Source organism: Bradyrhizobium liaoningense, from assembly GCF_018130955.1.
In the GTDB taxonomy this organism is placed as follows: Bacteria; Pseudomonadota; Alphaproteobacteria; order Rhizobiales; family Xanthobacteraceae; genus Bradyrhizobium; species Bradyrhizobium liaoningense_C.
In genome coordinates this window covers 76,731-102,401 of record NZ_JAFCJM010000011.1, presented here as the reverse complement: position 1 = coordinate 102,401, position 25,671 = coordinate 76,731, and the positions used below count along the sequence as shown (strand labels likewise).

Genomic DNA, 25,671 nt, shown 5'->3' with positions numbered 1-25,671 from the left:
GGCTGAACAAGACGCATTTTCACCCTCAAGAGGCGGCAATTAATTGTGAGATAATCATTTTAGCCGACGAAGCTTCAACGTCCGAATACGGTCTACCGAACCCTCGATCGCGGTGCGGCTAAGTTCACCGCTGCACAGGCCATCGACGATGGCCTCGTTGGCCTTCCGTCCAACGTCCGTGGTCTGGTCAAATTCCCTGAAGCGGCCCACAATCACGATGTCAACGCCGGCCTTGATAGCCGATCGCACCGCATCGGAAACTGGCTCGTCGTCTCTGATGATAGCCCGCATTGCGAGATCGTCCGAAAGGACCACGCCAACGAATCCGAGCTCCTTCCGCAGGATCACGTCGATCGCGTGAGCGCCGTACTGGGTCGCGACCCCTCCCCACACCGCTTCGTTGGCTAGGTGGCCAACCATGATTGTGTCCGCCAATCCGATCTGTATCAATTCCCGATAGGGCCGCAGTTCATCCGGAGACCAAGAAGATCGAACGTCGGAAACCCCCGCATGGCTGTCCGTCGAGGACGAACCATGACCGGGGAAATGTTTCAGCGCCGTTACAACTCGATACTTGTGGTGCTGCTGAATATAGATGGAGGCGTATTTGATCACGGTCGTTGGATCGCCTGCATAGCTGCGCTCGAACTTTCCAATAATTGGATTGCCGGGGTTCCTATTTAGGTCAACCACTGGTCCAAGATTGAGATTAAATCCGATCCCAGCTAGCTTCTGCGCAAGCGACTCGTACGCTGCTTGTGCTGAAGCTACCGACATTCCAGCAACCGCGGCGGCGGATGGCGTCCTTTGAAAGCCAAGGCCTTCCCCAAGCCGCTCGACAGCACCTCCTTCATCATCAATGGCTATAAAGGGAGGCGCTGAACATTTGCACACGCTGATCTGCCGAACCATGGCTTTAAGGTGATCTCTCGTCTCGATATTTCGACCGAGAAAGAGTACTCCGCCAATCAGACCGTTCTCGAGGTCTACGAGCATCTGCTTGAATCCAGGGTCCGATTCACGAGTCCCAAAGAAACCCGCCATGACCATCGGCCCGACGAAATTTGAAACCGCCACAGAATCGGGGCACTGAGCGGCCAAGCAAGACGAGAGCTCGATGGTCAGGCAACTGGCCATCGATAGGATCCCCAGCAACTGTTGCCTTAGGACCACGAACTCACCTTTGACAAGAAAGACGCGAGCCCGCTTACGCGCCGTCCGAAAACAAGCTCGTCGCCCTTACAATGCTTACATCGCCCGGTCCTCGCAGGGTGCTGCCTGCTATTCCCAAGCCCAAGCCGAAAAGTCGTTCTCGAACTGCGGAACTTCCTTCCAGACGCCCTTCAGCTTCTTGTTGGTGATGGTGATCCACTGCGGTTGGAACAGGAAGCCCGCGACCGCGTCGGTGGCCAGCATCTTCTGGGCATCGCCGAGCAGTTTTGCGCGGCTCGCCTCGTCGGGCGTGGTCACGATCTGGTTGTAGAGCTTGTTGAAGCCCTCGTTATTGTAGCCGAGATAATAGCCCGGCTCGGTGATCTTCACGAGGTCGAACGGCTCGACATGGCTGACGATGGTGAGATCGAAATTGTGCGGACCGTTGCCGGCAAAGACCTGCGACAGCCATTGCGCCCATTCGACGTTCTCGATCTTGGCCGTGATGCCGACCTTTGCGAGTTGGGCCGCGAGGATCTCGCCGCCCTGCCGCGCGTAGGGCGGCGGCGGCAGCTTCAGGCTCAGCTCCAGGTTGGTGACGCCGGCTTCCGCGAGCAGCTTCTTGGCCTTCTCGGGATCGTAGGGGTTGATGCCGGTGGTGTCGACATAGCCGAGCGAGCCCGGCGTGTAGAAGCTGCCGATCGGCGTGCCGAACCCGTCAACGGCGCCGTCAATCATCGCCTTGCGATCGATCGCGGCGAGAATGGCGCGGCGAACGCGGACATCGTCGAGCGGCTTCTTCTTCTCGTTGATGGCGACGATGGTCTTGGCCTTGGAGCCGCCAACCAGTACCGCGAAGCGCGGATCGGCCTTGAACTGCGCGAGGCTGCGGGCCGCCGCCACGCGCGGATAGACGTCGACGTCACCGGAGAGCAGCGCCGCGACTTGGGCTGCGGGATCGCCGATGAAGCGGATCGTCACCTTCGAGAGCTTGATCGCGGCAGCATTGCGATAATCGGCCCATTTGTTGAGCGTGATCGAGGAGCCCTTGACCCAGGCGCCCAATTGATAGGGCCCGGTGCCGACCGGCTGCGTCACATTGGTCGCAGCGCTCTTGGGCTCGACGATCGAGGCACTCGCCTGCCCCAGCAGGAACGGCAGGTTGGGCTCGGAATATTTCACCGCAACCACGACCGTGTCGGCGTCGGGCGCCGTCACGGATTCGAAGGCCCGGAACAGGCTCTTGTCCTTGTTGGTGGAGTCCGGTGCCGCGGCCCGATCGAACGAGAATTTCACGGCCGCCGAGTTGAAGGGCTCGCCGTTCTGAAACTTGACGCCCTTGGCTAGCTTGAACGTGTAGGTCTTGAGGTCGGGCGTGGCCGTCCAGCTCTCAGCGAGCAGCGGCGCGACCGTGCCGTCCTCCTTGATCTTGGTCAGCGTCTCGTAGATGTTGTAGAGCGTGACCTCTGCAATCGCGGCGGCAGCCGCATTGGTCGGATCGAGGCCCGGCGGCTCCAGCGTCATGCCCATGACGACGCTGTCCTTCTTGCCCTGCGCAAGCGCCGGCAACGGTGCTGCGGCAAAAGCGGCGGCGACCGCGACAATGATCAGTTTCTTGAACATGCGTTTTTCTCCCCGGCCAATCACGCTGGCCAATCTACGCCAATCCGCGATCCGACGCTAACCCGCTTCCGCCACCAGGGCCGGAAGCGTCATGACCTCCTCTGCCTTGTGACAGGCCGCAAGGTGCGTCGGACCGACCTTGCGTAGCGCAGGCGCCGTGTCGCGGCAATGCTGGTCGGCCAGCGGGCAGCGGGCGGCGTAGGGACATCCGGTCGCGGCGGCCGATTGCGAGGCGATCATTTGGGCGCCGCGGCGGCGCCGTTCGCCGCCGGCCCGCGCCCGCGGAACGGCTTCTAGCAAGGCGCGCGTATAGGGGTGGGCGCAGTGCGCGAACAGGTCGTCAGGCCTGCCCTGCTCGACGATGCGGCCGAGATACATCACGGCGACCTCGTCGCAGAGATAGTCGACGACGGCGAGATCGTGGCTGATCAGGATATAGCTCAGGCCGAACTGCTCCTGGAGATCCTGCATCAGGTTCAGCACCTGGGCCTGCACGGACACGTCGAGCGCGGAGACAGGCTCGTCGGCGACGATCAGCTTTGGCTGGGTGATCAAGGCGCGCGCGATCGCGATGCGCTGGCGCTGGCCGCCGGAGAATTCGTGCGGGTATTTGTCCATGTCGGCATCGCGCAAGCCCACCTGCTTCAGCACGGCGGCGACACGCGCACGCTGGGTGGCGCGATCGACCTGTTCCAGCGCGGTCAGCGGCTCGGCGACGATGCGGGAAATGGTCTGGCGCGGATCGAGCGAGCCATAGGGGTCCTGGAACACCATCTGGAAATCGCGGCGGGCGCGGCGCAGCTCATCCGCCGGCAGCTTGTTGAGGTCACGGCCGAGCAGCGACACCGAGCCGGACGTCGGCCGCTCCAGCGCCATCACGAGGCGGGCGAAGGTCGACTTGCCCGAGCCGGACTCTCCGACGACGCCGAGGCTTTTTCCGACCGTCACCTGCGCACTCACGCCATTCAGCGCGCGCACCACACCCGGCGGACGAAACAGCGATTCCCGCGGCAACGCGTAGCGCTGCACGACATCCGTCACCTCGAGAAGCGGTTGGGACGGCGCGGTCATGCGATAGCCCCGACCCGTTCTGCCATCGAGACGTCCGTCCTGATGCAGCGGACGCCATGACCGGGTCCGACGTCCACGACAGGCGGAAGCGCGGCGCGGCAGGCATCGATCACGAGCGGACAGCGATCGGCAAAGGTGCAACCCGGCGGCAGATCGGCAAGCTCGGGCACTGTGCCAGTAATGGTTTTCAGCCGCGTCCCCTTGCGTGCGCCGAGGCGCGGACGGGCGCGAAACAGCCCTTGCGTATAGGGATGCCCCATGCGCCTGAAGACCTCGCTGGTCGGCCCGCTCTCGACCACCGTGCCGCCATACATCACCATCATGCGCTGGACATTCTCGGCGATGACGCCGAGATCGTGCGAGATCAGGATCATGGACATGCCGCGCTCCTCGACGAGATCGGCAATGAGATCGAGGATCTGGCCCTGGATGGTGACGTCGAGCGCCGTGGTCGGCTCGTCCGCGATCAGCAGGTCCGGCTCGCAGGCGAGCGCCATGGCAATGGTCACGCGCTGGCGCTGGCCGCCGGAGAACTGGTGTGGATAGGCATCGACCCGCTTTGCCGCATCCGGAAGACCGACGCGATCGAGCAGCGCGATGGCTTCGCTCCGCGCCTGCGCCACCGAATAGTTCTTGTGCCGCCGCAGCGGCTCGGCCACCTGATGCCCGATCGTGTGCATCGGGTTGAGCGCGGTCATCGGCTCCTGAAAGATCATGCTGATGCGGTTGCCCCGCAGCTTGCAGTAGTCAGCATCGGACAGTTTTGCGAGCTCGCTTCCGTCGAGCCGGATGCTGCCGCTGATCACGGCGCTGTCCGGCAGCAGTCCCATCAGCGCAAGCGCGGTCACGGATTTGCCGCAACCGGATTCGCCGACCAGCCCCAGCGTCTCGCCCCGCTTCAATGCAAAGCTGACGCCGCGCACGGCCTGCGCCGGCCCGCGGCTGGTGTTGAGCCGGACGCCAAGGCCTTCGACCTCGATCAGCGCTGTGTTCTCTGGCGCAGCCATCTTCACCGCTCCCGCGCCAGACGAGGATCGAGCAGATCGCGCAATCCGTCGCCGAGCAGATTGAGGCCGAGCACCGCCACCGCGATCGCAGCGCCGGGATAGACGGCCAGCATCGGCGACTGGAACAGCAACGTCTGCGCATCGTTCAGCATGCGCCCCCAGGACGGCTGCGGCGGCTGGGTGCCGAGCCCGAGATAGGAGAGCGCGGCTTCCGCCAGGATCGCCAGCGCGAACTGGATCGTCGCCTGCACGATGAGGATCGACAAAATGTTCGGCAGCACATGCTCGATGGTGATGCGAAACGCCCCCTTCCCCGAGGCGCGCGCGGCCAGCACGAATTCGCGCGCCCAGATCGCGTTGGCCGAGCCGCGCGTGACGCGGACGAAAATCGGGATCTGGAAGATGCCGATGGCGGTGATCGAGGTCACCATGCCGGGACCTACGACGGCGGCCAGCATGATCGCGGAGAGCACGGCGGGAAAAGCGAAGGTGAAATCGCTCATGCGCATGATGAGCTCTTCCGTCCATCCCCTTCGCGCAGCGGCGATCAGCCCGAGGCAGACGCCGAAGGTGAGCCCGATCCCGACCGCGATGATGCCGACCAAAATGGTCGAGCGCGCCCCGACCAGCAATAGCGAGACGATGTCGCGACCGAAGGAGTCGGTGCCGAGCCAGTGCGACCACGACGGCGGCCGCAGCTTTGAGGCGATGTCGATCTCGTAGGCAGACCAGGGCGTCCAGACCAGCGACAGCAGCGCGGAGCCGATCACGAGACACACCAGCGCGCCGCCCAGCACGAAGCTGCGGTGCCGGAACGCGCGGCGCCAGAAGCCGGTCGCAGGTCGCGACGGCACTGCGGTCGTCGGCAAGCCGACTGCTGCGGTCAGCGGGTCGCTCACAGGTCGTGAACCTTGATGCGGGGATCGATGAAGGCATAGAGCACATCGACCACGAAATTGACGATGACGACCATGGCCGCGAGCAGCATCACGCAGTTGCGGACCACGATCAGGTCGCGGTTGGCGATCGACTGGAAGATGAGACGGCCGAGGCCCGGCAGGTAGAACACGTTCTCGATCACGATCGTGCCCGCGAGCAGGTTGGCGAATTGCAGGCCCATCACGGTCATGACCGGGATCATGGCGTTGCGCAGCACGTGGCTCCAGAGCACCTCGCGCTTGCCCAGCCCCTTGGCGCGCGCCGTGCGCACGAAGTCCTCGCGCAAGACCTCCAGCACGGCCGAGCGCGTGACACGGGCGAGGATCGCGGCCTGCACTACCGACAGCGAGAACGCCGGCAACAGCAGCGATCTCACGCCCGGCCAGATACCATCCTCCCAGCCGGCGAACCCGCCCGCCGAAAGCCATTGCAGCCGCACCGAGAACAGCAGGATCAGCAGGATGGCGAACCAGAAGTTCGGCAGCGCGATCCCGATTTGCGTCAGCGACATGACACCGACGTCGCCGAGCTTGTTGTGGTTGGCGGCGGTGTAGATCCCGGCCGACAGCGCCAGCGTCACGGTGAGCGACATCGAGATGATGGCCAGCGGAACGGTCAGCGTCAGCCGTTCCGCGATCAGGCCGGCGACGGGCGTGCCGTAGACATAGCTGTTGCCGAGGTCGCCGACCGCCATGCCCCTCAGCCATTGCAGATAGCGAAGCGTCAGCGGCTGATCGAGCCCAAGCTTGACGCTGAGCGCGCGCACCGCATCCGGCGAGGCATCGGCGCCCATCAGCATCTGCGCGGCGTTGCCGGGAAGCGCGTCGAGCACCAGGAAAATGATCAGGGACGCGCCGACCAGCGTCGCCAGCAAGGTCACAAGCCGCCGTAGGACAAATACGCTCATGCGCTCTCGGGCTCAGGGCTCACCAGGACAAGGCTTCCGGTCTCAAAGCTTCCTTTGGGCACGATCAACATGTCCGGATGCCCAGCGCAAGCCCCCCTCACGTCCCCGCTCCTCAGCCGGGCCAGCGGGACAACAGGTCCTGCGAGGCCTCGAACAGCGCGCTCACGCGGAGCAGCTCGGCGTCGGCACGGAAGCGGCCGACGAGCTGAAGACCGATCGGCAGTCCGTCCCGGCCGAACCCGCATGGCAGGCTGATCGCGGGGTGACCGGTCATGTTGAACAGCATGGTCCAGGGGAACCAATGCGGCCGCACGCTGTCAAAATGCTGGCCGTCGATCTCGATGGTGCCGAACAAATCCTGGTCGATCGGTAGCGCGGTCCGGGTCAGGGTCGGCACCGCCAGCAAACTGCCGCGCGCAAGCAGCGATTGCACCCGGCGGAACAGCGTCGAGCGCGCGAACATTGCCTCCTGGTAATCAACGCCGGTCACCTTAGTGGCCAGCGCGAGCTGCTTGAGGAACGCTTCGCTCAGATCGCCCTTGTGCTCGGCCGCCAGTTTCGCGAAGCGGGTGCGCCAGACGGTGTGGTTGATGGCCCGCCAGATCGGCTCGATGTCGTACCCATCGCCCGAGAATTCCTCGAGCTCCGCGCCGAGGCCTGCCAGCCGGTCGAGGCTCGCCTTGAAGGCGTCGGCGACGTCGGCCGAGACCGGCCGGTTGGGCGGCGACAGGCAGTACAGCACTTTTTGTCCGCGCAGATCGCCGCGCGGCGCGGCGGTGCCGATGAAATCGGGCGCGGGAATGCCGATCGACCAGGGATCGCAGGCGTCCTCGCCGGCCATCGCCTGCATCATCAGGGCGGTGTCGGCCACGCTCCGCGTGGTCGGCGTGACATAGGTCTGGTTCCCGAAGGCATCCGGCGCCTGGCTGTGTGCGATCACGCCGTTGCTCTGCTTCAAGCCGACGAGGCCGTTGCAGGCCGCCGGAATGCGCGTCGAACCACCGCCATCGGTTGCGACCGCCAGCGGCGCGATGCCGCTTGCAACCGCAACGGCCGCGCCACCGCTCGAACCGCCGCTGGAGCGCTGCCCGTCCCACGCATTGCGGGTACGGCCGAACAGCGGCGAGTCGGTCAGGCATTTTGAGCCGAACTCGGGGGTCGTGGTCTTGCCGATCAGGATCGCGCCCTGGGCACGCAGTCGCGCCACCGCCACGGCGTCCTCGTCAGGCACATTGTCCTTGTAGGGGACCGCGCCGAACGTGGTCCTCACGCCCTTGGTGTTGACGATGTCCTTGACGGTGAATGGAATGCCGTGGAGCAGGCCGACCCGCTCCCCGGCCATCAGCTTGCGCTCGGCGTCGCGCGCCTGCGCCATCGCCTCGTCGCCGCAGAGCGTGATGAAGCAGTTCAGCTTCGGCTGCAACGCTTCCGCGCGGGCGAGCACCGCGCTTGTGACCTCGACCGGCGACACCTGCTTGCGGGCGATGCGCGCGCGCAGCTCGGCCGCGGAGAGAAAGCAGAGGTCGCCGCTCGTCATCGGATCATTCTTTCTGAAACGCAGCCGCCATTGGCCGTCAGCATTGACACCGAGAATGGCACCCATGTTAACTCGGCGTCCAATACGAATTTGGTGGTCAACCCATACGTTTTCGGTATGCCTATGGATCTCCGCCGTCTCCGTTACTTCGTTGCTGTCGCCGAGGAGCGCAGCGTCGGAAAGGCCGCCGAGCGGCTGCGCATGGCGCAGCCTCCGCTCTCGGTCCAGATCCGGCGGCTCGAGGCCGACATCGGCACGCCGCTGTTCCGCCGCGGCACGCGCGGGATGGATCTGACCGAGGCAGGCCAGGCCCTCCTGTCGCGCGCGAGCGAGGCGCTCGCGCTTGCCGCCGATGGTGTCGAAGCGGCGCGCGCGGTGGCGGCGGGACGACACGGGCGGATCACCGTCGGTTACATGTTCGTGCTGGCGAACGCGATCCTGCCGCGCCTCATCCCGGAGCTGCGCCGCTCCATTCCCGGCGTCGATCTGGAATTCGCCGAGCTCAGCGCCTCGACACGCCGGGCTCGCGTGCTCGACCGCAGCGTGACGGCTGCGCTCTGCATGCCGGCCATCGACCATCCGGAGATTCAGGTGGCCCGCATCGGCACGCAACGCTTCGTGCTCGCCGTGCCGGCCGGCTCGTCGCTCGCCCGCCTCAACGCGGTGCCGATGAGCAAATTGCAGGGACGTCCCCTCATTGCACTGCCCAAGCCGGACGAGGAGCCCGCCTCCTCCGCCGTCGCGGCGCTGCTGCGGCGGCATCAGGTGGTGATGCCGGTCGTAGGCCGCGTCGAAACCGTGCATTCGGCGCTGAGCCTCGTGCTGGCCGGCGAAGGTTTTGCCATCGTTCCCGCCTGCGCAAGGCTCGGTGCGCCACGCGGCATCGTCTTCCGGCCGCTTCGCGAAGCGACGGACTCGATCGAGATCGCGGTCTGCTGGCGCCGCGACTCCCACAGCCCCCTGATCCGCAACTTTGTCAAATGCGCCGAGAAAGCGGTGGCGCGGTTGTAGCGTCGCGGGTTGCGGCGTTGCCTACCAGTTCCAACTGATCTCGCCGATGCGCGGCGGATCGGCGCCCGGACGGGTGCAGGTCAGGCCCGCGCAGTTGGCGGCGAATGACAAAGCGCGGCGAAGCTCGTCGGCGCTGATGTCCCTAAGCTGTGCCTTGGGCAATCGTCCCTGCTTATGCAGCGCGAACAGGAGCGCGGCCTGAAAGCTGTCGCCGGCGCCGATCGTGTCCACGACCGTCACCTCGGGTGCGGCGACCTCGATCTGTCCCGCGGCCGGATGCCATGCGACGGCACCGTCGATTCCGCGGGTGATGACGACGAGGCTCCTGCCCTGCGCCAGCAGCGTACTCGCCCGCGCGGGGTAAAGCTCATTGCCGTAGAGATAGGTGAAATCGACGTCGGACATGCGGACGATGTCGGCATTCGCCGCGAACTCGCCCATGCGCGCAAGGTAGGCGGACTTGTCCTTGACCAGATTGGGCCGGCAGTTCGGATCGAAGGAGATCGTCGCCGACACCCTGGCATCCGCGATCAGGGCTCTTGTTTCCGACGCGCCCTGGTCGTTGACCAGCGTCGTGGATCCGACGTGAACCGCCTCCACCCTGTCGAACGGAATGGAGCCGCGCCGGTAGGCCCAGTTCCGCGTCGCAGTCTCGGCATCATAGAACGCGTATTGCGACTCGCCCCCGACGATACGCACGAAGGCGAGTGTCGTCTGATGATCGCTGCGGGTCGCAAAGCCGAGCGCGACATTGGAGGCGGCCGCGTGCGCCGCGATCATCTGCCCGAACATGTCGTTCGAGAGCCCACCGACGAAGCCGGCCGGCGCACCAAGCCGCGCAATCCCGATCGCGACGTTAAGGCAGGAGCCGCCGACCGCCGGCATCACCGCCTCGCGCCCCTCCGCGGTGCGGGTCGGCACGAAATCAATCAGCGCATCGCCACAACTGATCAGCATCGCCTCGACCCTTATTGCGCCATCTCGAAACCGCGCATCGCCGCGCGGCTGCCGCGATCGATATCGCGCAAGAGCTTATAGACCTCACGCTTGCGACGATGGAAGTCCGACATGCCCTCGGCGGTCGGCTCGCTCAACCTGCCAAGCGCCGACATCCTCGCCATGGTGTCGCCGATCGAGGCAAAGGCGCCGCCGGCAACCGCCCCGAGCATGGCAGCGCCGAGCAGCACCGGCTCCCTTGTCTGCGGCAACGCTACCGCGAGGCCGGTCGTGTCGGCCATGATCTGGCGGACCAGCGGGCTGCGGCTCGCCCCGCCGCCCATGATCATCATGCGGCTCGCGACGCCATGCGCGGCAAAGGCCTCGATCACCTCGGCGAGCCCGTAAGCCAGACCGCAGAGTCCCGCGACGAACAGCCGCTCCATCGAGGCGATATCGGTGTCGAGATCAAGACCCGCGATCACTGCGCGCGTATCGGGGTCGGCGTAAGGGGAGCGGTTGCCGATGAACTCCGGCAGCACGTGGATGTCGCGTGCGAGCAGCGCCGCCCTGCTGGCATTGCCGGCGCGCGCGATGATGCGCTTCTCCAGGAACTCGATGATATCGAGGCCGTCATTGCGCGCCGCCGCGCTGACCTCGGCATGTCCGGGATGCGACTTGAGGAGATGATCGATCGCGGCACCCGCGGCCGACTGCCCGCCCTCGTTCAGCCAGAAGTCCGGCACCATGCCGGAGTAGTAGGGTCCCCAAACACCCGGCACGAAGCATGGCTCCCGCGTCGTCGCCATGATGCAGGCCGACGTTCCCATGATGTAAGCCATGCGATCACAGACATTGGTCACGCCTCCCGAGCCATCCCGGCCGCCGATCGCCCCGACCCCGCCGGCATGGGCATCGATGAGGGACGCACCAACGGGCGTTCCGGGCACAAGACCCAGATCCGCCGCGGCCACGCGCGTCAGGCCGGAGCCGAGCCGCGTGCCGGGCGGAACGATCTCGGTGCCGATGCGCGTATATTTCTCCGTGACGAACTCCGACAGCCCGATCCGCTGGAAAAACGGCGCGCTCCAGCCACCGGCATTGTCTTTAGCGTTATGGGCCTGATAGTTCCATTTGCAGGTCACCGTGCAGGTCGAACGCTGGAGCGAACCTGTCGCACGCCAGGTCAGATAGTCAGCGAGGTCGAAGAAATGGCCGGCCGCATCAAAGCTCGCGCGCAGATGCCGCTTCAGCCACAACAGCTTCGGCATCTCCATCTCGGGCGAAATCGAGCCGCCGACATAGCGCAGCACGTCGTCCTGCGTCTCGTTGATCAGCCGCGCTTCCGCCGTGGCGCGATGGTCCATCCAGACGATGACGTTGCGCTGCCGGTCGCCGGAAGCGCTGACGGTGACGGCTTCGCCGTCCCTGTCGAGCACCACCAGCGAACAGGTCGCATCGAACCCGATGCCCTTGACCGCCTCGGGCGCAATGGCTGCCTCGGCCATCGCCGCACGCACGGATTTGGCGCAGGCGTCCCAGATGTCGGACGACGACTGCTCGACGATGTCGCCGGCCTCGTGCCAGGTCCTGATCGGATGCCGCGCGGTTGCGAGAAGATTGCCGGCCTCATCGAACACCCCTGCCCGCGTGCTGGATGTTCCCACGTCGACGCCGATATACGCCTGCGGCATTGTCGCTCCCGTCAGTTATGACGCAAGCCTACCAGCAAGTGTAACCGCCATCCACAAGCACGATGCTCCCGGTCATCAAACTCGCAGCCTCCGACGACAGGAACAGCACGACGGAGGCGATCTCCTCCACCTGCCCCATTCGCGCCATCGGGGTTCCGCCGATCCAGGCGTCGTACATCTTCGGGTTGCTCTTCACGAAGGCGTTGAGAGGGGTCTCGATATAGGTCGGCGCCACCGCGTTGACGCGCACGCCGCGCGCGCCCCATTCGGCCGCGAGCGACTTGGTCAGATGGTGCACGCCGGCCTTGGAGGCATTGTAGAAGCACTGCTCCTGCGGCTTGTTGACGATGAAGCCGGACATCGAGCCGACATTGACGATGGTTCCACTCTTCGCCCGCAGCATGTGCTTGCCGAATTCGCGGCAGCACCAGAAGGTGCCGTTGAGATTGACGTCGATGACGTTGAGCCAGTGCTCGTCGGTCACGGTCTCGGCCGGCGTTTCGCTGCGCGCAATGCCGGCATTGTTGACGAGGATGTCGACCTTGCCGAAGCGCGAGACGAGGTCGTTGGCCACGTCCGACACCCGCTTGGTGTCCGTGACATCCATGACGACGGTCTCGGCGTCAAAACCCTTGGCCTTGAGGCTGGCGCGCGCGGTGTCGGCGACCTTGGCGTCGCGGTCGGCGATGATGACCTTTGCGCCGGCCTCCGCCAGCGCGTCGGCGCAGGCGAGGCCAATGCCCTGCCCGCCGCCGGTGATGATGGCCGTCTTCCCGGTGAGCTTGAATTTTTCCAGGTACATGGTGGTTTTCCCGTTCTTGTTTGTCCCAGTGTTTCAGGCCCGGATCGCGTTGCCGCTTCCGTCGAAGCGGTGGACGCGGTTTGGCTCCGGCGTCAGCGACACGCGGTCGCCGGCGCTCAGGCTCAATTCGCCGATGTAGCGCACGGTCAGCATGCCGAGCGGGCCGGCATCGACGTAGAGAAACGTGTCGCTGCCGAGATGCTCGGCGACCGAGATCGTTCCCGACCAGCCACCGGCGCCGCCGCGCTCGATCTTCAGATGTTCGGGCCGCACGCCGATCGTGACCGCGCCCTGCTGTGCTGCCTGCTCGCCGGTGACGAAGTTCATTTTTGGCGAGCCGATGAAGCCGGCGACGAAGAGGTTGTTGGGCCGCTCGTAAAGCTCCAGCGGCGAGCCATACTGCTCGATCTTGCCGCCGTTGAGCACGACGATCTTGTCGGCCATGGTCATGGCCTCGACCTGGTCGTGGGTGACGTAGATTGCGGTGGTGCCGAGCTGCTTCTGCAGCCGCGTCACCTCCAGCCGCATCTGCACGCGCAGCGCGGCATCGAGATTCGACAAGGGCTCGTCGAACAGGAACGCTTTTGGTTCGCGGACGATGGCGCGGCCGATCGCGACGCGCTGGCGCTGGCCGCCGGAGAGCTCGCGCGGCTTGCGGTCCAGATAGGGCGTGAGGTTCAGCGTCGCAGCCGCCGCCTCGACTTTGCTGTTGATCTCGTCCTTGGCGAGGCCGGCCATCTTCAGGCCAAAGCCGATATTGCCGCGCACGCTCATATGCGGATAGAGCGCGTAGGATTGGAACACCATCGACAGCCCGCGCTTGGCCGGCGGCACGGCGACGACATTCTTGCCGTCGATCAGGATTCGTCCATCCGTGACGTCTTCGAGCCCGGCGATGAGCCGCAGCAGCGTGGTCTTGCCGCAGCCTGACGGTCCCACGAACACCACGAAGGAGCCGTCCGCGATGTCGAGGTCGGCACCCTTGATGATGTGAACTGGCCCGAAGGCTTTTTGTACGCCCTGAAGTGTGATCTGACCCATGACAGCGCCTTTTGTTACTTGACCGCGCCAAAGGTGAGCCCGCGGACGAGCTGCTTCTGGCTGAACCAACCGAGGACGAGAATGGGCGCGATCGCGAGCGTCGAGGCCGCCGACAGCTTTGCCCAGAACAGGCCTTCTGGACTCGAGTATGAGGCGATGAACGTGGTGAGCGGCGCGGCGTGCAAGGTCGACAGGTTCAGCGTCCAGAACGCCTCGTTCCAGGCCAGGATCAAGTTCAGCAGCATCGTCGAGGCCAGCCCCGGGATCGCCATCGGGGTCAGCACGTAGACGAGCTCGCGGCCGATCGTGGCACCGTCCATGCGCGCGGCTTCGAGGATGTCGCGCGGGATCTCCTTGAAATAGGTGAACAGCATCCAGATCACGATCGGCAAATTGCCGAGGCAAAGGATGAAGACGAGACCGATGCGGGAATCGAGCAGGCCGAAAGTCTTGTAGATCAGGTAGATCGGCACCAGCACGCCGACCGGCGGCATCATCTTGGTCGAGAGCATCCAGAGCAGAATGTCCTTGGTGCGCTTGGTCGGCGAGAACGCCATCGACCAGGCCGCAGGGATCGCGATCAACAGCGCGATCAGCGTCGAGCCGCCGGCGATGATGATCGAGTTCATCGCATGGTGCAGGTAGTCGCTGCGCTCCTGCACCGTCGCGTAGTTTTCCAGGGTCCAGTGGAAGAACAGAAAAGACGGCGGAATCGCGAAAGCTTCGAGCTCGGTCTTGAAGCTCGCCAGCACCATCCAGAGGATCGGGAAGAAGATCAGGAAGCCTGCCAGCCAGGCCCCGATCGTCGATACCGCCACCCTCCGCGTCGTCGCCATCCGTGCCATGGTTCACGCCTCCAGATTGCGACCGACGATGCGGACGAGGAAGAACGCAACGATGTTGGCGATGACGACAGCCACCAGCCCGCCCGCCGAGGCGCTGCCGACGTCGAACTGGATCAGCGCCTGCGAATAGATCAGGAAGGCGATGTTGGTTGTCTGCAGGCCCGGACCGCCGCCGGTGGTGACGAAAATCTCGGCAAACACCGTGAGCAGGAAGATGGTCTCGATCAGGATTACCACGGTGATGGGGCGCGCCAGATGCGGCAGCGTGATGTAGATGAAGGTGGAGAGCCCGCTGGCGCCGTCCATCTCGGCGGCCTCCTTCTGCTCCTCGTCGAGCGATTGCAGCGCGGTCAGAAGGATCAAGGTCGCGAAGGGCAGCCATTGCCAGGCCACGATCAGGATGATCGCGAACATTGGTACGTCGTTGAACCAGTCGATCGGCGTCAGCCCGAACAGCTTGGTGAGCCAGGCGAACAGGCCGGAGACCGGATGCATCAACAGGTTCTTCCAGACCAGTGCGCTCACCGTCGGCATCACGAAGAACGGCGCAATCACCATGAGGCGGACGATGTTGCGGCCGACCACGGGCTGGTCGAGCAACAGCGCCAGGGGAATGCCGAGCAAAATGGTCAGCGCCAGCACCGAGCCGACCAGCACCAGCGTGTTTTGCAGCGAGGCGAGGAAAGCGGGATCGGTGAGGAAGTAGCGGAAATTCTCAAGGCCGACGAATGATTCCGAGCCGGGATCGAGCAGGCTGTAATGCAGCGTCGAGAAGTAGAGCGTCAGCGCGAGCGGGACGATCATCCAGATGAACAGCAGCGCGACGGCCGGGGTCAGAAGCGACCGCGCAAGGGTTTGCGTCTGCTGGGTGGCCATCCCTCACTCTCCATCGGTGGGAAAGAGGCGGCCATCCATTCGTTGGATGGCCGCGAGTTGGGCTCTCAGGAGGCTGAGGGCATCACTTGATGTAGCCGGCGCGCTTCATCTCGCGCTCGGTGGCGGACTGCGCCGCCGTCAATGCAGCGTCCACGGTCATCGAGCCGGCAAGTGCTGCGGAGAACTGCTGCCCCACCTGGGTTCCGATGCCCTGGAATTCAGGGATCGCCGCATATTGCACGCCGACGTAAGGCACCGGCTTCACGGTCGGCTTGTTCGGATCGGCCGCGTCGATCGAGGCCAGCGTCGGCTTGGCGAAGGGCGCGACCTTCAGATAGTCGGGGTTCTGGTAGAGCGAGGTCCGCGTGCCCGGCGGCACGTTGGCCCAGCCCTCCTTCGAGGCGACGAGCTTGGTGTAGTCCTTGCTGGTCGCCCAGGCGATGAACTTCTCGGCTGCGTCCGACTTCTTCGAGCCGGCGGGGATCGCGAGACTCCAGGCCCACAGCCAGTTGGCGTTCTTGCCGAGCCCGGTGTTGGGCGCGAGCGCAAAGCCGACCTTGTCGGCGACCTTGGAGTCCTTCGGGTTGGTCACGAAGGACGCTGCGACCGTGGCGTCGATCCACATGCCGCACTTACCGGCGTTGAACAGCGCCAGGTTCTCGTTGAAGCCGTTCGAGCTCGCGCCGGGGGGGCCGGCTTCCTTCATCAGGTTGACATAGGTCGTGAGCGTCGTCTTCCACTCCGGCGAGTTGAATTGCGGCTGCCACTTCTCGTCGAACCAGCGCGCGCCGTAGGAATTCGACATGGCGGTCAGGAACGCCATGTTCTCGCCCCAGCCGGCCTTGCCGCGCAGACAGATGCCGTAGACGCCGCCAGCCTTGTCGGTGAGTTTCTTGGCGGCATCGATCACGAAGTCCCAGGTCGGCTTCTCCGGCATCTTCAAGCCGGCCTTCTCGAACAGGTCGGTGCGATACATCACCATCGAGCTCTCGCCGTAGAACGGCGCGGCGTATAGCTTGCCGTCAACCGAGACCGCGTCGCGGATCTTCGGCAGGATGTCGGCGACGTCGTAATCGGCGCCGAGATTGGCGAGCGGTACCAGCCAGCCCTTCTTGGCCCAGATCGGCACTTCGTAGGTGCCGATGGTGAGGACGTCGAACTGTCCGCCCTTGGTGGCGATGTCGGTGGTGACGCGCTGGCGCAGCACGTTCTCCTCCAGCGTCACCCATTTCACGGTGATGTCGGGGTTCTTGGCCGTGAACTCACTCGTCAGCCCCTGCATGCGGATCATGTCACCGTTGTTGACGGTGGCGATCGTCAGGGTCGTCTCGGCCATCGAGGGAAAGGAAAGCAGAAGCGCAGACGCGCCGCAGACGGCGCCTAGGACTTTTTTCACGGTGACCTCCCTACATTCGCGTTTTGAGCATCTGCTCACGCGTTGAGCGTATGTTCACATCAAGGGAGGCTGATTGTCAAGCAGGCGCACACATCTTCCCGCTGTTTGAGCTTCGGGTGGGACGGTCGACGCGCCTAGAGCCCTGGGTGCAAAAGCTGGTACTTTGTTGCAGTCGCGCTACTGAGAGACGTGCTGCAGTGCGAGAGAGGTGATGCCGCCGCGGGTTGGTCACCTCTCCCGCTTGCGGGAGAGGTCGTATCGCATCGAAGATGCGATACGGGTGAGGGTTTTCGCCTCTTGGGGAGCATCGCGAGCGGAGACACCCTCTCCCCACCCCTCTCCCGCAACCGGGAGAGGGAGCCGAGTCCCGCTGCCGCGCCAGCTTCCCTAGCGCTCCAAAATCGCGCGCGCGGTCGCTTCGTCGGTGATCAAGCCGTTGATCAGCCGTCCGTTTAGTGCGGCGGCAATCGCAACGACCTTGGCCGGCCCGAGCGCGGCGCCGATCGTGGTCGTCTTCGCCGGCACTTCCGGCGGAATGCTGGTCAGGCGCTTGTTGGTGCCGCCCTTGAGCAGGCGCCCTTTTGCGTCATAGGCCCACCCGGTGATCTCGCCGATCGCGCCGAGCCGCATCATCTCGAACAATTCGTCGCGGGTGACAAAGCCGTCGACGTGCACCTGCGCCTTCTGGTCCATCTGGCCGATGCCGACGAGGCGCAGATCAGCCTTGGCGGCGACGGCCTTCACCTTGGCGATCGGCTCGATCCGCACCATCTTGTTGCGCTCGTCCTCCGACGACATCAGGAACGGCAGCGGCATCGGATAGTGCCTCGCGCCGGTGCGGTCGGCGAGCCGCCCCACCGTGTCGAAGAAGCTCGCTGAGCCGTCCGCGGAGATGTTACCGACCAGCGAGACGATTTGGTGATTCGGCCGCTCGATCGTCGTGACGCGCTCGACCGCGGCGCGCACCGCCCGCCCCGTGCCGAGTGCGACGATGACCGGCGTCTCCGAACGCAGCGTCGTATCAAGCAGGTTGGCGCAGCGCTCGGCAATTCCGGCCGGGGCCTGGGGCGCGCCGGGATCCGTCGGCACCACCTCGCAATGCACGAGATCGAACCGGTCCTTCAGGCGCGCGGCCAATTCCATGCAGGCGGCAATCGGGTGTTCGAGCCGGAAGGTGATCAGACGCTCGGCGAGGCACAGCGACACCAGCCGCTGCGCCGAGGCGCGCGAGACCTGGAGCATTTTTGCGATCTCGTCCTGGGTATGGCCGGCAATGAAATAGAGCCAGCCGGCGCGCGCGGCATCGTCGAGCCTGGACTTTTCGTTCTCGATCGCGGCCATGGCTGGCGTCAGCCGTCCTTCCAAAAATCCGTCATGCGCGCGAAGACCCGATCGGCTCCGGCAGCCGACAATATAGCGCGGCCGTCACGCGCAAGGTAATGGCTGCCGCCGACAAATCCCCACACTGTCATGCCCGCAGCCTTGGCCGCCTGCACCCCGCTGACACTGTCCTCGATCACCAGCGTCCGCCCGGGCGGCGTGCGCATCTTCTCGGCGGCGTGAAGAAACAGATCCGGCGCCGGTTTGCCGTGCTTGACCATTTGCGCCGTATAGAGCCGATCGCCGAAATACGGCGCGAGGCCGGTGACGTTGAGCGAGAGCGAGACCCGGTCGATATCGCTCGACGAGGCCACGCAGAACGGCGCCGACAGATCGGACACCACCGCATCGATGTCGGGGATAGGCCGAAGCGCCCCCTCGAACGTCGTGAGCACGCGCGATTTCAATTGCGGCCAGAAGGCGTCAGGCACGGTCCGTCCGAGCTTGCCATAGTGCTGCGCGATCGCCGCCGTACTGCGGCCCAAAAACAACTCGAGCGCCTGCTCCGGCGTGAGATCGAAGCCGAACTCGGACAAGGTGTCCGACAGGCAGCGGCAGCTCAACACCTCGCTGTCGACGAGCACGCCGTCGCAGTCGAAGATGATCAGGTCGGGTTTTGGCTGGCCGATGCCCATCCGGATATTCGATCATATACCCACCAACTGAGCAATAGCCCACAAAGCAGCTCCCCGCCGGGCCATATCCCTGTCGCGCCGGATCAAGCCAAATCGATCGCAAACCGCTTGAGATCACCGAGCGCGCAATAGCTCAAGGCCGCCTCGTGCGTCGCGCGCAGCACAACGCGCGGCGCCTGACCCACCGCGAAGGCCTCCTGCCAACGCGGCGCGCACAGGCACCAACGATCGCCGGGCTTCAGGCCCGGAAAGCCGTACTCCGGAAGCGGCGTCAGGAGATCGTTGCCGCGCGACCTTGAAAACGTCAGGAACTCCGCCGTCACCACCACGCAAACCGTATGGCTGCCAACGTCCTCTACACCGGTATTGCAGCAGCCGTCGCGATAGAAACCGGTCATCGGGCTCGTCGAGCATGCGACCAACGGCTCGCCCAGCACATTCCGTGGCGCGCGGCGTCCTCCTCCACCACTTCCGTCGTCCCTGAACATTCCAATGCTCCCGGTCCCAGCGATCGCCAATCCCAATCACGACGCGCAGCGCCACACTTGCCGGTCGATCGCGAACGGATATTACAGCGCCGATGCAATCGATCAATGATCCCCAATTTGCTAGCGGGCGTTCCGGTCCGTCAATGCGCCACCTGCCGGTAGATCGCCGGTAGCGCCGCGGGTAACCGCTTGATGTTCCCGACGATGGCGTAGCCGCCCCGCCCGAACAGGGTCGGAAAATAGGATTGCGCGGTCGCATCGATGGTGACGCCGAACACGGCGATGCCGAGCCGCCGCGCCTCCTGCACGGATTTGCGGGTGTCTTCGACCGCAAAACGTCCTTCGTAGTGATCGACGTCATTCGGCTTGCCGTCGGTGAGAACAAGCAGGAGCTTCTTGCGCTGCGGCTGGCGGGCGAGCTCGGCGGCGGCGTGACGCACCGCCGCGCCGATGCGGGTGTAATAGCCGGGCTTCAGCGCGCCGATGCGGCGTTCGACCGTCGCACTCATCGCCTCGCCGAACGCCTTGACCGTCTCGAGCCGAACCCATGTGCGCCGGCGCGAGGTGAAGGTCACGATGCTGTGGTGATCGCCGCAGGCGGCGAGCCCGTTGGCCAGCACCAGCAACGCCTCCTTCTCGACGTCGAGCACGCGATAGCCGTCGACCCAGGCGTCGGTCGAAAGCGAGACGTCGACCAACAGCGTGACGGCGAGATCGTGGCCTTGCGGCCGCATCGCCAGATGGACGCGATCCGAACCATACCCGCCCGCGCGCAGATCGCAGCGCGCACGCACCAGCGCGTCAAGATCGAGATCATGCCCGTCGGCCTGCGCGCGCATCAATTCGTGCCGCGGTCGCAGCACCTCGAAGTGCCGCCGCACCCGGCGGATGTGGCGGCGCATGGCCTCGTCCGGCGTCCAGCTCTCGCCGGTCTCAGACGCCTCGCTCGCCAGCACGCGGCAATGATCGGGCAGGTAGGAGCGGCTCCGATAGTCCCATTCCGGATAGGTGAGACCGGCATCGAGCCGCGACGCCTCGATCGCCTCCGGCGGCAGGTCGAGATCGAATTTGAGCCTGGTCGCAGGCTTGCCGCGACGCTGCCCGATCGCGATCTCCTCGAGATCGTCGGCCGCCTTCCGCGCGTCCTCGTCCTCGGTGTCGTCGGAGGGACGATCGACGTTGACCATCTCGGCCATGGCCAGGATCTTCTCGAAGCGGTTGAGCACGAAGGGATCGCGGCGGTTGGCGTCATCGCTGCGCTCGCGGACCGCGAAGCGCTTGCGCTCGTCCGGCGCCGACGCTCCGCCCTCCGGTGCCGCCTCGTCGTCGTTTGCATGCGTCCGCGAGAGATCGCGCGTCCAGCAATCGCCCCACAGCGGACACGGCAGGATGGAGCGATATCCCGGCGGCGCCTTTGCCGGCAGCGCGCCCGTGCCGGTCATGGCCGGCCACAGCATGCCCTGCGGTAGCTTTCGGCTGCCGAGCAGGGCCAGAACGACCTGCTCCATCTCCTGCTCGACACGGGGCAAGGACCGATCCGGCCGGGCCGCGGCCGTTGCCGCCGCGAGCTTCGCATAGCTCGCCGCGAGCCCGGGAAATTCCGTCAGCACGAAAACGGCGATCTGACTTGCCCGCCGCAGCAGGAGCAGATCCCGCCGCAGCGGATCGACCTCGTCGATCGCCTCAGTCGGCGCGACGGCGAACCACGCCGCGAGCCAGCGATAGAGCGCGGCGTTCAGCGCGCGATCGGCGAAGATCGCGATGCTATCGGGGAGAAACACGGTTGCGGCATCCCGGCCCGGCTGATCGAGGCGCTCGTCGCCGAGTCCGATGCGCTGCCGCCAGCCGAGCCGATGCCCGGATCTGCGCGCGCTGACGCTCGCGATCTGGACGCCTGCCTCGCCGCCGAGGGCGCGGAACATCACCGCGATCTGGGCGCGGATGTCGGCCAGCGCCACCGCGTGATCGGCATGAACCGGATAGCTCGCGGTACCCCCGACCAGCCGATGCCAGGTGCGTCCGACGGTTTCCTCCAGCTCGAGGAAGTCGAGCATCTGACGGCCCTCACCCGATCACGGCGCGCGCGACTTCGAGCAGCGCCGCCTTGACGTCCGCATCGTCGGTCAGCGGCTCGATCATGGCCGCAAGGACGGCGTCGGCGATCGAGGCCCCGGCCGCGATCAGCGTCGCACAGTAAACCAGGAGCCGCGTCGAGACGCCCTCCTCCAGATCGTGGCCCTTGAGAGTTCGCAGGCGGCCGCCGAGCTGCACCAGCGGCCGCACGCGATCGGGGGCAAGCCCGCTCTCGGCGGCAACCACGGCGACTTCTTCCTCGACCGGCAGGAAGTCGAACTCGATGGCCACGAAGCGCTGCCGCGTCGAGGGCTTTAGCGCCTTCAGCAGGGTCTGGTAGCCGGGATTATACGACACCACCAGCATGAAGCCGGCGGGTGCAACGAGCTCCTCGCCGGTGCGCTCCAGCGGCAGGATGCGGCGATCGTCGGTGAGCGGATGCAGAACGACCGTGACGTCCTTGCGCGCCTCCACCACCTCGTCGAGATAGCAGATGCCGCCTTCCCGCACCGCCCGCGTCAATGGTCCATCAGTCCAGATCGTGTCGCCGCCCCTCAGCAAATAGCGGCCGGTGAGATCGGCCGCGGTGAGATCGTCGTGACAGGCGACGGTGTGGAGCGGCAGTCCCAGCCGCGCCGCCATGTGAGCGACGAAGCGCGTCTTGCCGCAGCCCGTCGGCCCCTTGAGCAGGACCGGCAGGCGGCGCCGCCAGGCGTGCTCGAACAGCGCGCACTCGTTGCCGCTGGGGACATAGGCCGGAAGCTTTGGCGCGGCGGGTGCGATGGCGTGAAGCGCGGGTTTCATTGGGCATCTCTCCGTGACTTTGCAAGCAGGCGGCGGCCGCAGATGATGCGGCCGCCGCTTCACTTCTCATTCGGCCGGCTGAAGCGCGGCCGGAATGGCGACCTTCCGCTCGCGTCCGGGGACCAGCACCGCCCAGACGAACATCAGGGCCGAGATCACCACGAACACGCCCGAGCCGAGCCGGACCCAGTAGAACATCGCGAGCTGGTCCTGCACGTCCATGTAGCTCTGGCCGAGCACGCGCTGGAGGTGAACCTGGACCACGCCGGCAAAGGTCAGCGCAAAGGTCATCACCATCATGGCCGTGCACATGATCCAGAAGCTTGCCATGCTGAGCCACTGGTTGTACGGCGCGCGCTGCTTGAGCTCGGGCACCGCGTAGGCCATCACCGCGAGGTTCAACATCACATAGGCGCCGAAGAAGGCGAGATGGCCATGTGCTGCGGTGACCTGCGTGCCGTGGGTGTAGTAGTTCACCGAGGACAGCGTGTGCAGGAAGCCCCACACGCCCGCGCCGAGGAATGCCATCACCGAGCAGCCGACCGACCACAACAGGGCCGCGCGGTTCGGATGCTTGCGGCCGGCCTTCCAGGTCATCTGCACCGTGAAGATCACCATGGTGAAGAACGGCGCGACCTCGAGCGTGGAGAACAGCGAGCCGATCCACTGCCAGTAACCGGGCGCGCCGATCCAGTAGAAGTGATGGCCGGTGCCAAGAATCCCCGAGAACAGGGCGAGGCCGATGATGACGTAGAGCCACTTCTCGACCACCTCGCGGTCGATGCCGTTGAGCTTGATCATCAGGAAGGCGAGCACGGAGGCCATGATCAGCTCCCAGACGCCCTCGACCCAGAGATGCACGACGTACCACCAGTACATCTTGTCCACCGCGAGATTGGCCGGATTGTAGAAGGCGAACAGGAAGAAGATCGCGACGCCCCACAGGCCGAACAGAAGGATGTTAGTGACCGTGGTCTTGCGACCCTTCAGCGCGGTCATCGTCACGTTGAACAGGAACATCAGGCAGACCACGACGATGCCGACCTTGATGATGAAGGGCTGCTCGAGGAATTCGCGGCCCTCGTGATAGTGGAAGAGATAGCCCACCACAGCCGCACCCGCCGCGCCAAAGAACATCCAGAACTGGATTTTTGCGAGCAACGGGCTGAACAGCTCGGTCTCGGTCTCTTCCGGCAGAAGATAGTAGGTCGCGCCCATGAAGCCGATCAGAGACCACACGATCAGCGCGTTGGTGTGGATCATCCTGACGATGTTGAACGGCAGAATGACCGACAACGTGTTGGGAAGAACGTAGATGGTCCCGGCAACGAGGCCGAACGCGACCTGGGCCAGGAACAGCGTCAGCGCGCCGTAGAAATACAGCATCGCGACTTTCTGGGTCTGATATTTCATCGAGAGGCTCTCTGTCTTGAGGGATTGTGCTGCGCTCAGCCGGCCTTGTTCGGCGGCCATTCCTGACGCTTGATGGTGTTCACCCATTGCAGGAAATCGGCGAGATCGTTGAGTTCCTGGTCGTTGAGATTGAACTGCGGCATCTGCCGCCGGCCGGGCGCGCCGGATGGCTGCGCCTGCATCCAGGCCTTCAGCGTCTCGCGGGCCCCTGCGGGATCCTCGTTACCGCCCCAGCGATCCCAGACGTTGCCGACTTCGGGCGCGAAATAGGCGCCCTCGCCCAGCAAGGTGTGGCAGTTGATGCATGAGTTCTTCTCCCACACATGCTTGCCTCGCGCGACGGACGAGGTCAGCGTGGTCGTGTCCGTCGAGCTCGTCGTCATGTAGTAATGGCTGTGCGCCGTCAGCCCGATGAAGATGGCGAAGAAAAAGGCCGATCCGCCGTAGAAGACGTTTCGAGCCGCCGACTTGGTCAGGCGTTCAGCCATTGCCAATCCTTTCCGTGTGATGCTGGTCGCGAAGTGCGCTCGGGCCGTTCCTACCGTGCTTCGCCAGGCGGCTATTTGTGCGCGCGCAATCAACGCGACGATGGTCAGGCGTCGATCAGATCAGGGCGATCACGGCCGAGGCGAGCCAGGCGAACAGCACGACGACGAGCACCCACGTGCTCACCAAACCGCGCCACACCGCAGGTGCCGCACGCAGATCGAGATAGTCGAGGACTATGCGGCGGCCCTTGACAGCGGCAAAGGCCAGCAGCACGGCGTTGGCGAGCAGTGCGCGCGGCAGAAGCGAGGGAACAACGACAGTTGCGATCGCAAGCCCGATCAGCAGCAGCCAGGTCGCATCGAGACGGGCCATCATCGCACCAGGTACAGAATCGGAAACATGACGATCCAGACCAGATCGACCATGTGCCAGAACGCGGTTCCCGTTTCGACGCCGACTGCTTCGGCACGCCTGATGACCACGGCCAGGATGATGATGCCGAGGCAGACATGCAGGAGGTGAAAGCCGGTCAACAGGAAGTACAGGGTGAAGAACGGGCTGGTCTCGAGCCCAATTCCCTGGCCGATCTCTCCGGCATATTCGAACAGCTTGACCGCCACGAACGCGGCGCCCAGCGCCATGGCGCCGCAGAGCCAGCGGCGCGATGCCGCCCGTTCGCCGGCCCGCGCGGCGCGCGTGCCGCGGGCAGCAAGCCAGCCGCTGGTCACCAGCACGACGGTGTTGATGCCCGCAAGATGGGAATCAAGCGCCGCCTGCCCCGACGCAAACATCACGGGATGAATCGCGCGGGCGACGGAGAAGGCGCCGAGACAGAGACCGAAGACGGCGAGCTCACTGAAGATGAGCACCCACATCATGGGGTCGCCGGGCAGGTCTTCCAAAATGCCCCAGCCGGTTTCTCGTTGCTCGCAATCGGCTGCCGACATCAGCGCTTCCGGTCTGGACCTCGGCGCGAGGCATATCCTGGCGGCTCGGATCCGAGTTTGTCGCCGGACAAACAGCAATCAAACGATAGAGCATGATCCGGAAAAGTGCGCAGCGGTTTTCCCTCGCGACAAGCGCGGAACGCGCTTGCGCGGAGATCATGCTCAAACAAGGAGCTAAAGCGCGATGATTCAACCTGAATTCATCGCGCTTTTCGCGGCTGGTTGTTTGCGCCGTCGCAATCCCGGCGATGGGCGGCCGCGATAAGAACGGTCGGAGTTCCTAGACCGACGACAGGCAAAGACCATGAGCGATGCGCAAATCGGCCTGATGACCGCGACCCCCATCATCATCCTGTTCGCCGCGGCGCTCAGGCGGATGGGCGTGCTGTCGACGACGGCGACCGTTTCCGCAGTCACCCTCTCCGTCGCGATTGCGGTGGTGCTGTTCACGACGCAGTAGCGAATGGCAACGGAGCGTAGGGTGGGCAAAGCGACTTGTCCGCCGTAGCTCGAAGAGCGAAGGCGGAAGCGTGCCCACCGGTCTGTGCGACGTTGAGGATAGATGGTGGGCACGGCGCTAACGCGCCTTTGCCCACCCTACGGCA

General features: G+C 64.9%; 25 protein-coding genes. 2 read left to right on the top strand and 23 right to left on the bottom strand.

Features of this window, described 5'->3' with window-relative positions:
• Window positions 1-54: 54 nt before the first annotated feature.
• From JQ632_RS12055 to JQ632_RS12025, 7 genes are all read right to left on the bottom strand, one after another.
• On the bottom strand, window positions 55-1,137 hold the full coding sequence (locus JQ632_RS12055; protein ID WP_212402534.1) for a glycoside hydrolase family 3 protein: 1,083 nt from the start codon (window positions 1,135-1,137) through the stop codon (window positions 55-57).
• 144 nt (window positions 1,138-1,281) lie between these two features.
• Window positions 1,282-2,775, bottom strand: a complete 1,494-nt coding sequence (locus JQ632_RS12050; RefSeq protein WP_212402533.1) for an ABC transporter substrate-binding protein — start codon at window positions 2,773-2,775, stop codon at window positions 1,282-1,284.
• 57 nt (window positions 2,776-2,832) lie between these two features.
• Window positions 2,833-3,846, bottom strand: a complete 1,014-nt coding sequence (locus JQ632_RS12045) for an ABC transporter ATP-binding protein (RefSeq protein WP_212402532.1) — start codon at window positions 3,844-3,846, stop codon at window positions 2,833-2,835.
• Window positions 3,843-4,853: an ABC transporter ATP-binding protein gene (locus tag JQ632_RS12040; protein ID WP_212402531.1), complete on the bottom strand. Its 1,011-nt coding sequence runs from the start codon at window positions 4,851-4,853 to the stop codon at window positions 3,843-3,845. Before JQ632_RS12040 ends, JQ632_RS12045 begins: the two co-directional genes overlap by 4 nt.
• A gap of 2 nt (window positions 4,854-4,855) precedes the next feature.
• Complete coding sequence (locus JQ632_RS12035) at window positions 4,856-5,752, bottom strand: ABC transporter permease (protein ID WP_409363478.1); 897 nt, start codon at window positions 5,750-5,752, stop codon at window positions 4,856-4,858.
• Window positions 5,749-6,699, bottom strand: a complete 951-nt coding sequence (locus tag JQ632_RS12030; protein ID WP_212402530.1) for an ABC transporter permease — start codon at window positions 6,697-6,699, stop codon at window positions 5,749-5,751. The genes JQ632_RS12035 and JQ632_RS12030 overlap by 4 nt, the downstream gene beginning before the upstream one ends.
• 112 nt (window positions 6,700-6,811) lie before the next feature.
• Window positions 6,812-8,236, bottom strand: a complete 1,425-nt coding sequence (locus JQ632_RS12025; protein WP_212402529.1) for an amidase — start codon at window positions 8,234-8,236, stop codon at window positions 6,812-6,814.
• Between the two features lie 123 nt (window positions 8,237-8,359).
• On the opposite strand from JQ632_RS12025, the gene JQ632_RS12020 reads away from it, so the two are divergent.
• The gene (locus JQ632_RS12020; protein ID WP_212402528.1) at window positions 8,360-9,247 is read left to right on the top strand and encodes a LysR family transcriptional regulator; all 888 of its coding nucleotides are present in this window, start codon (window positions 8,360-8,362) and stop codon (window positions 9,245-9,247) included.
• 21 nt (window positions 9,248-9,268) lie between these two features.
• On the opposite strand, the gene JQ632_RS12015 is transcribed toward JQ632_RS12020, so the two are convergent.
• From JQ632_RS12015 to JQ632_RS11940, 16 genes are all read right to left on the bottom strand, one after another.
• Entirely contained in the window at window positions 9,269-10,204 is a 936-nt protein-coding gene (locus JQ632_RS12015) for a carbohydrate kinase (protein WP_212402527.1), read from the bottom strand.
• An 11-nt stretch (window positions 10,205-10,215) separates the two neighbouring features.
• On the bottom strand, window positions 10,216-11,877 hold the full coding sequence (locus JQ632_RS12010) for an FGGY-family carbohydrate kinase (RefSeq protein WP_212402526.1): 1,662 nt from the start codon (window positions 11,875-11,877) through the stop codon (window positions 10,216-10,218).
• Between the two features lie 28 nt (window positions 11,878-11,905).
• On the bottom strand, window positions 11,906-12,679 hold the full coding sequence (locus JQ632_RS12005; RefSeq protein ID WP_212402525.1) for an SDR family NAD(P)-dependent oxidoreductase: 774 nt from the start codon (window positions 12,677-12,679) through the stop codon (window positions 11,906-11,908).
• A gap of 33 nt (window positions 12,680-12,712) precedes the next feature.
• Window positions 12,713-13,720 carry an ABC transporter ATP-binding protein gene (locus tag JQ632_RS12000; RefSeq protein ID WP_212402524.1) on the bottom strand — a complete coding sequence of 336 codons (1,008 nt, stop codon included), beginning with the start codon at window positions 13,718-13,720 and terminating at the stop codon, window positions 12,713-12,715.
• Between the two features lie 14 nt (window positions 13,721-13,734).
• On the bottom strand, window positions 13,735-14,565 hold the full coding sequence (locus JQ632_RS11995; protein WP_212402523.1) for a carbohydrate ABC transporter permease: 831 nt from the start codon (window positions 14,563-14,565) through the stop codon (window positions 13,735-13,737).
• Window positions 14,566-14,568: 3 nt separating this feature from the next.
• A complete protein-coding gene (locus tag JQ632_RS11990; RefSeq protein WP_212402522.1) occupies window positions 14,569-15,441 on the bottom strand; it encodes a carbohydrate ABC transporter permease in 873 nt (290 codons plus the stop codon).
• An 82-nt stretch (window positions 15,442-15,523) separates the two neighbouring features.
• The gene (locus tag JQ632_RS11985) at window positions 15,524-16,837 is read right to left on the bottom strand and encodes a sugar ABC transporter substrate-binding protein (protein WP_212402521.1); all 1,314 of its coding nucleotides are present in this window, start codon (window positions 16,835-16,837) and stop codon (window positions 15,524-15,526) included.
• Between the two features lie 387 nt (window positions 16,838-17,224).
• A complete protein-coding gene (locus JQ632_RS11980; protein WP_212402520.1) occupies window positions 17,225-18,178 on the bottom strand; it encodes a sugar-binding transcriptional regulator in 954 nt (317 codons plus the stop codon).
• Between the two features lie 8 nt (window positions 18,179-18,186).
• Entirely contained in the window at window positions 18,187-18,852 is a 666-nt protein-coding gene (locus JQ632_RS11975) for an HAD family hydrolase (protein ID WP_212402519.1), read from the bottom strand.
• Between the two features lie 83 nt (window positions 18,853-18,935).
• The gene (locus JQ632_RS11970; protein WP_212402518.1) at window positions 18,936-19,340 is read right to left on the bottom strand and encodes a DUF2237 family protein; all 405 of its coding nucleotides are present in this window, start codon (window positions 19,338-19,340) and stop codon (window positions 18,936-18,938) included.
• A 140-nt stretch (window positions 19,341-19,480) separates the two neighbouring features.
• On the bottom strand, window positions 19,481-21,394 hold the full coding sequence (locus JQ632_RS11965) for a nitric oxide reductase activation protein NorD (protein ID WP_212402517.1): 1,914 nt from the start codon (window positions 21,392-21,394) through the stop codon (window positions 19,481-19,483).
• A gap of 10 nt (window positions 21,395-21,404) precedes the next feature.
• Entirely contained in the window at window positions 21,405-22,217 is an 813-nt protein-coding gene (locus JQ632_RS11960) for a CbbQ/NirQ/NorQ/GpvN family protein (RefSeq protein ID WP_212402516.1), read from the bottom strand.
• A 66-nt stretch (window positions 22,218-22,283) separates the two neighbouring features.
• A complete protein-coding gene (locus JQ632_RS11955; RefSeq protein WP_212402515.1) occupies window positions 22,284-23,630 on the bottom strand; it encodes a cbb3-type cytochrome c oxidase subunit I in 1,347 nt (448 codons plus the stop codon).
• A gap of 35 nt (window positions 23,631-23,665) precedes the next feature.
• A complete protein-coding gene (locus tag JQ632_RS11950) occupies window positions 23,666-24,118 on the bottom strand; it encodes a cytochrome c (RefSeq protein WP_212402514.1) in 453 nt (150 codons plus the stop codon).
• Window positions 24,119-24,233: 115 nt separating this feature from the next.
• Window positions 24,234-24,494, bottom strand: coding sequence for a cytochrome C oxidase subunit IV family protein (locus tag JQ632_RS11945; protein WP_212402513.1), 261 nt, complete (start codon window positions 24,492-24,494; stop codon window positions 24,234-24,236).
• Window positions 24,491-25,066, bottom strand: coding sequence for a cytochrome c oxidase subunit 3 family protein (locus JQ632_RS11940; protein ID WP_212402512.1), 576 nt, complete (start codon window positions 25,064-25,066; stop codon window positions 24,491-24,493). The genes JQ632_RS11945 and JQ632_RS11940 overlap by 4 nt, the downstream gene beginning before the upstream one ends.
• Before the next feature lie 304 nt (window positions 25,067-25,370).
• Between JQ632_RS11940 and JQ632_RS11935 the strand changes: the two genes are divergently transcribed.
• Window positions 25,371-25,526 (top strand): hypothetical protein, encoded by a 156-nt coding sequence (locus tag JQ632_RS11935; protein ID WP_212402511.1) that lies wholly within the window; start codon window positions 25,371-25,373, stop codon window positions 25,524-25,526.
• Window positions 25,527-25,671 lie beyond the last annotated feature (145 nt).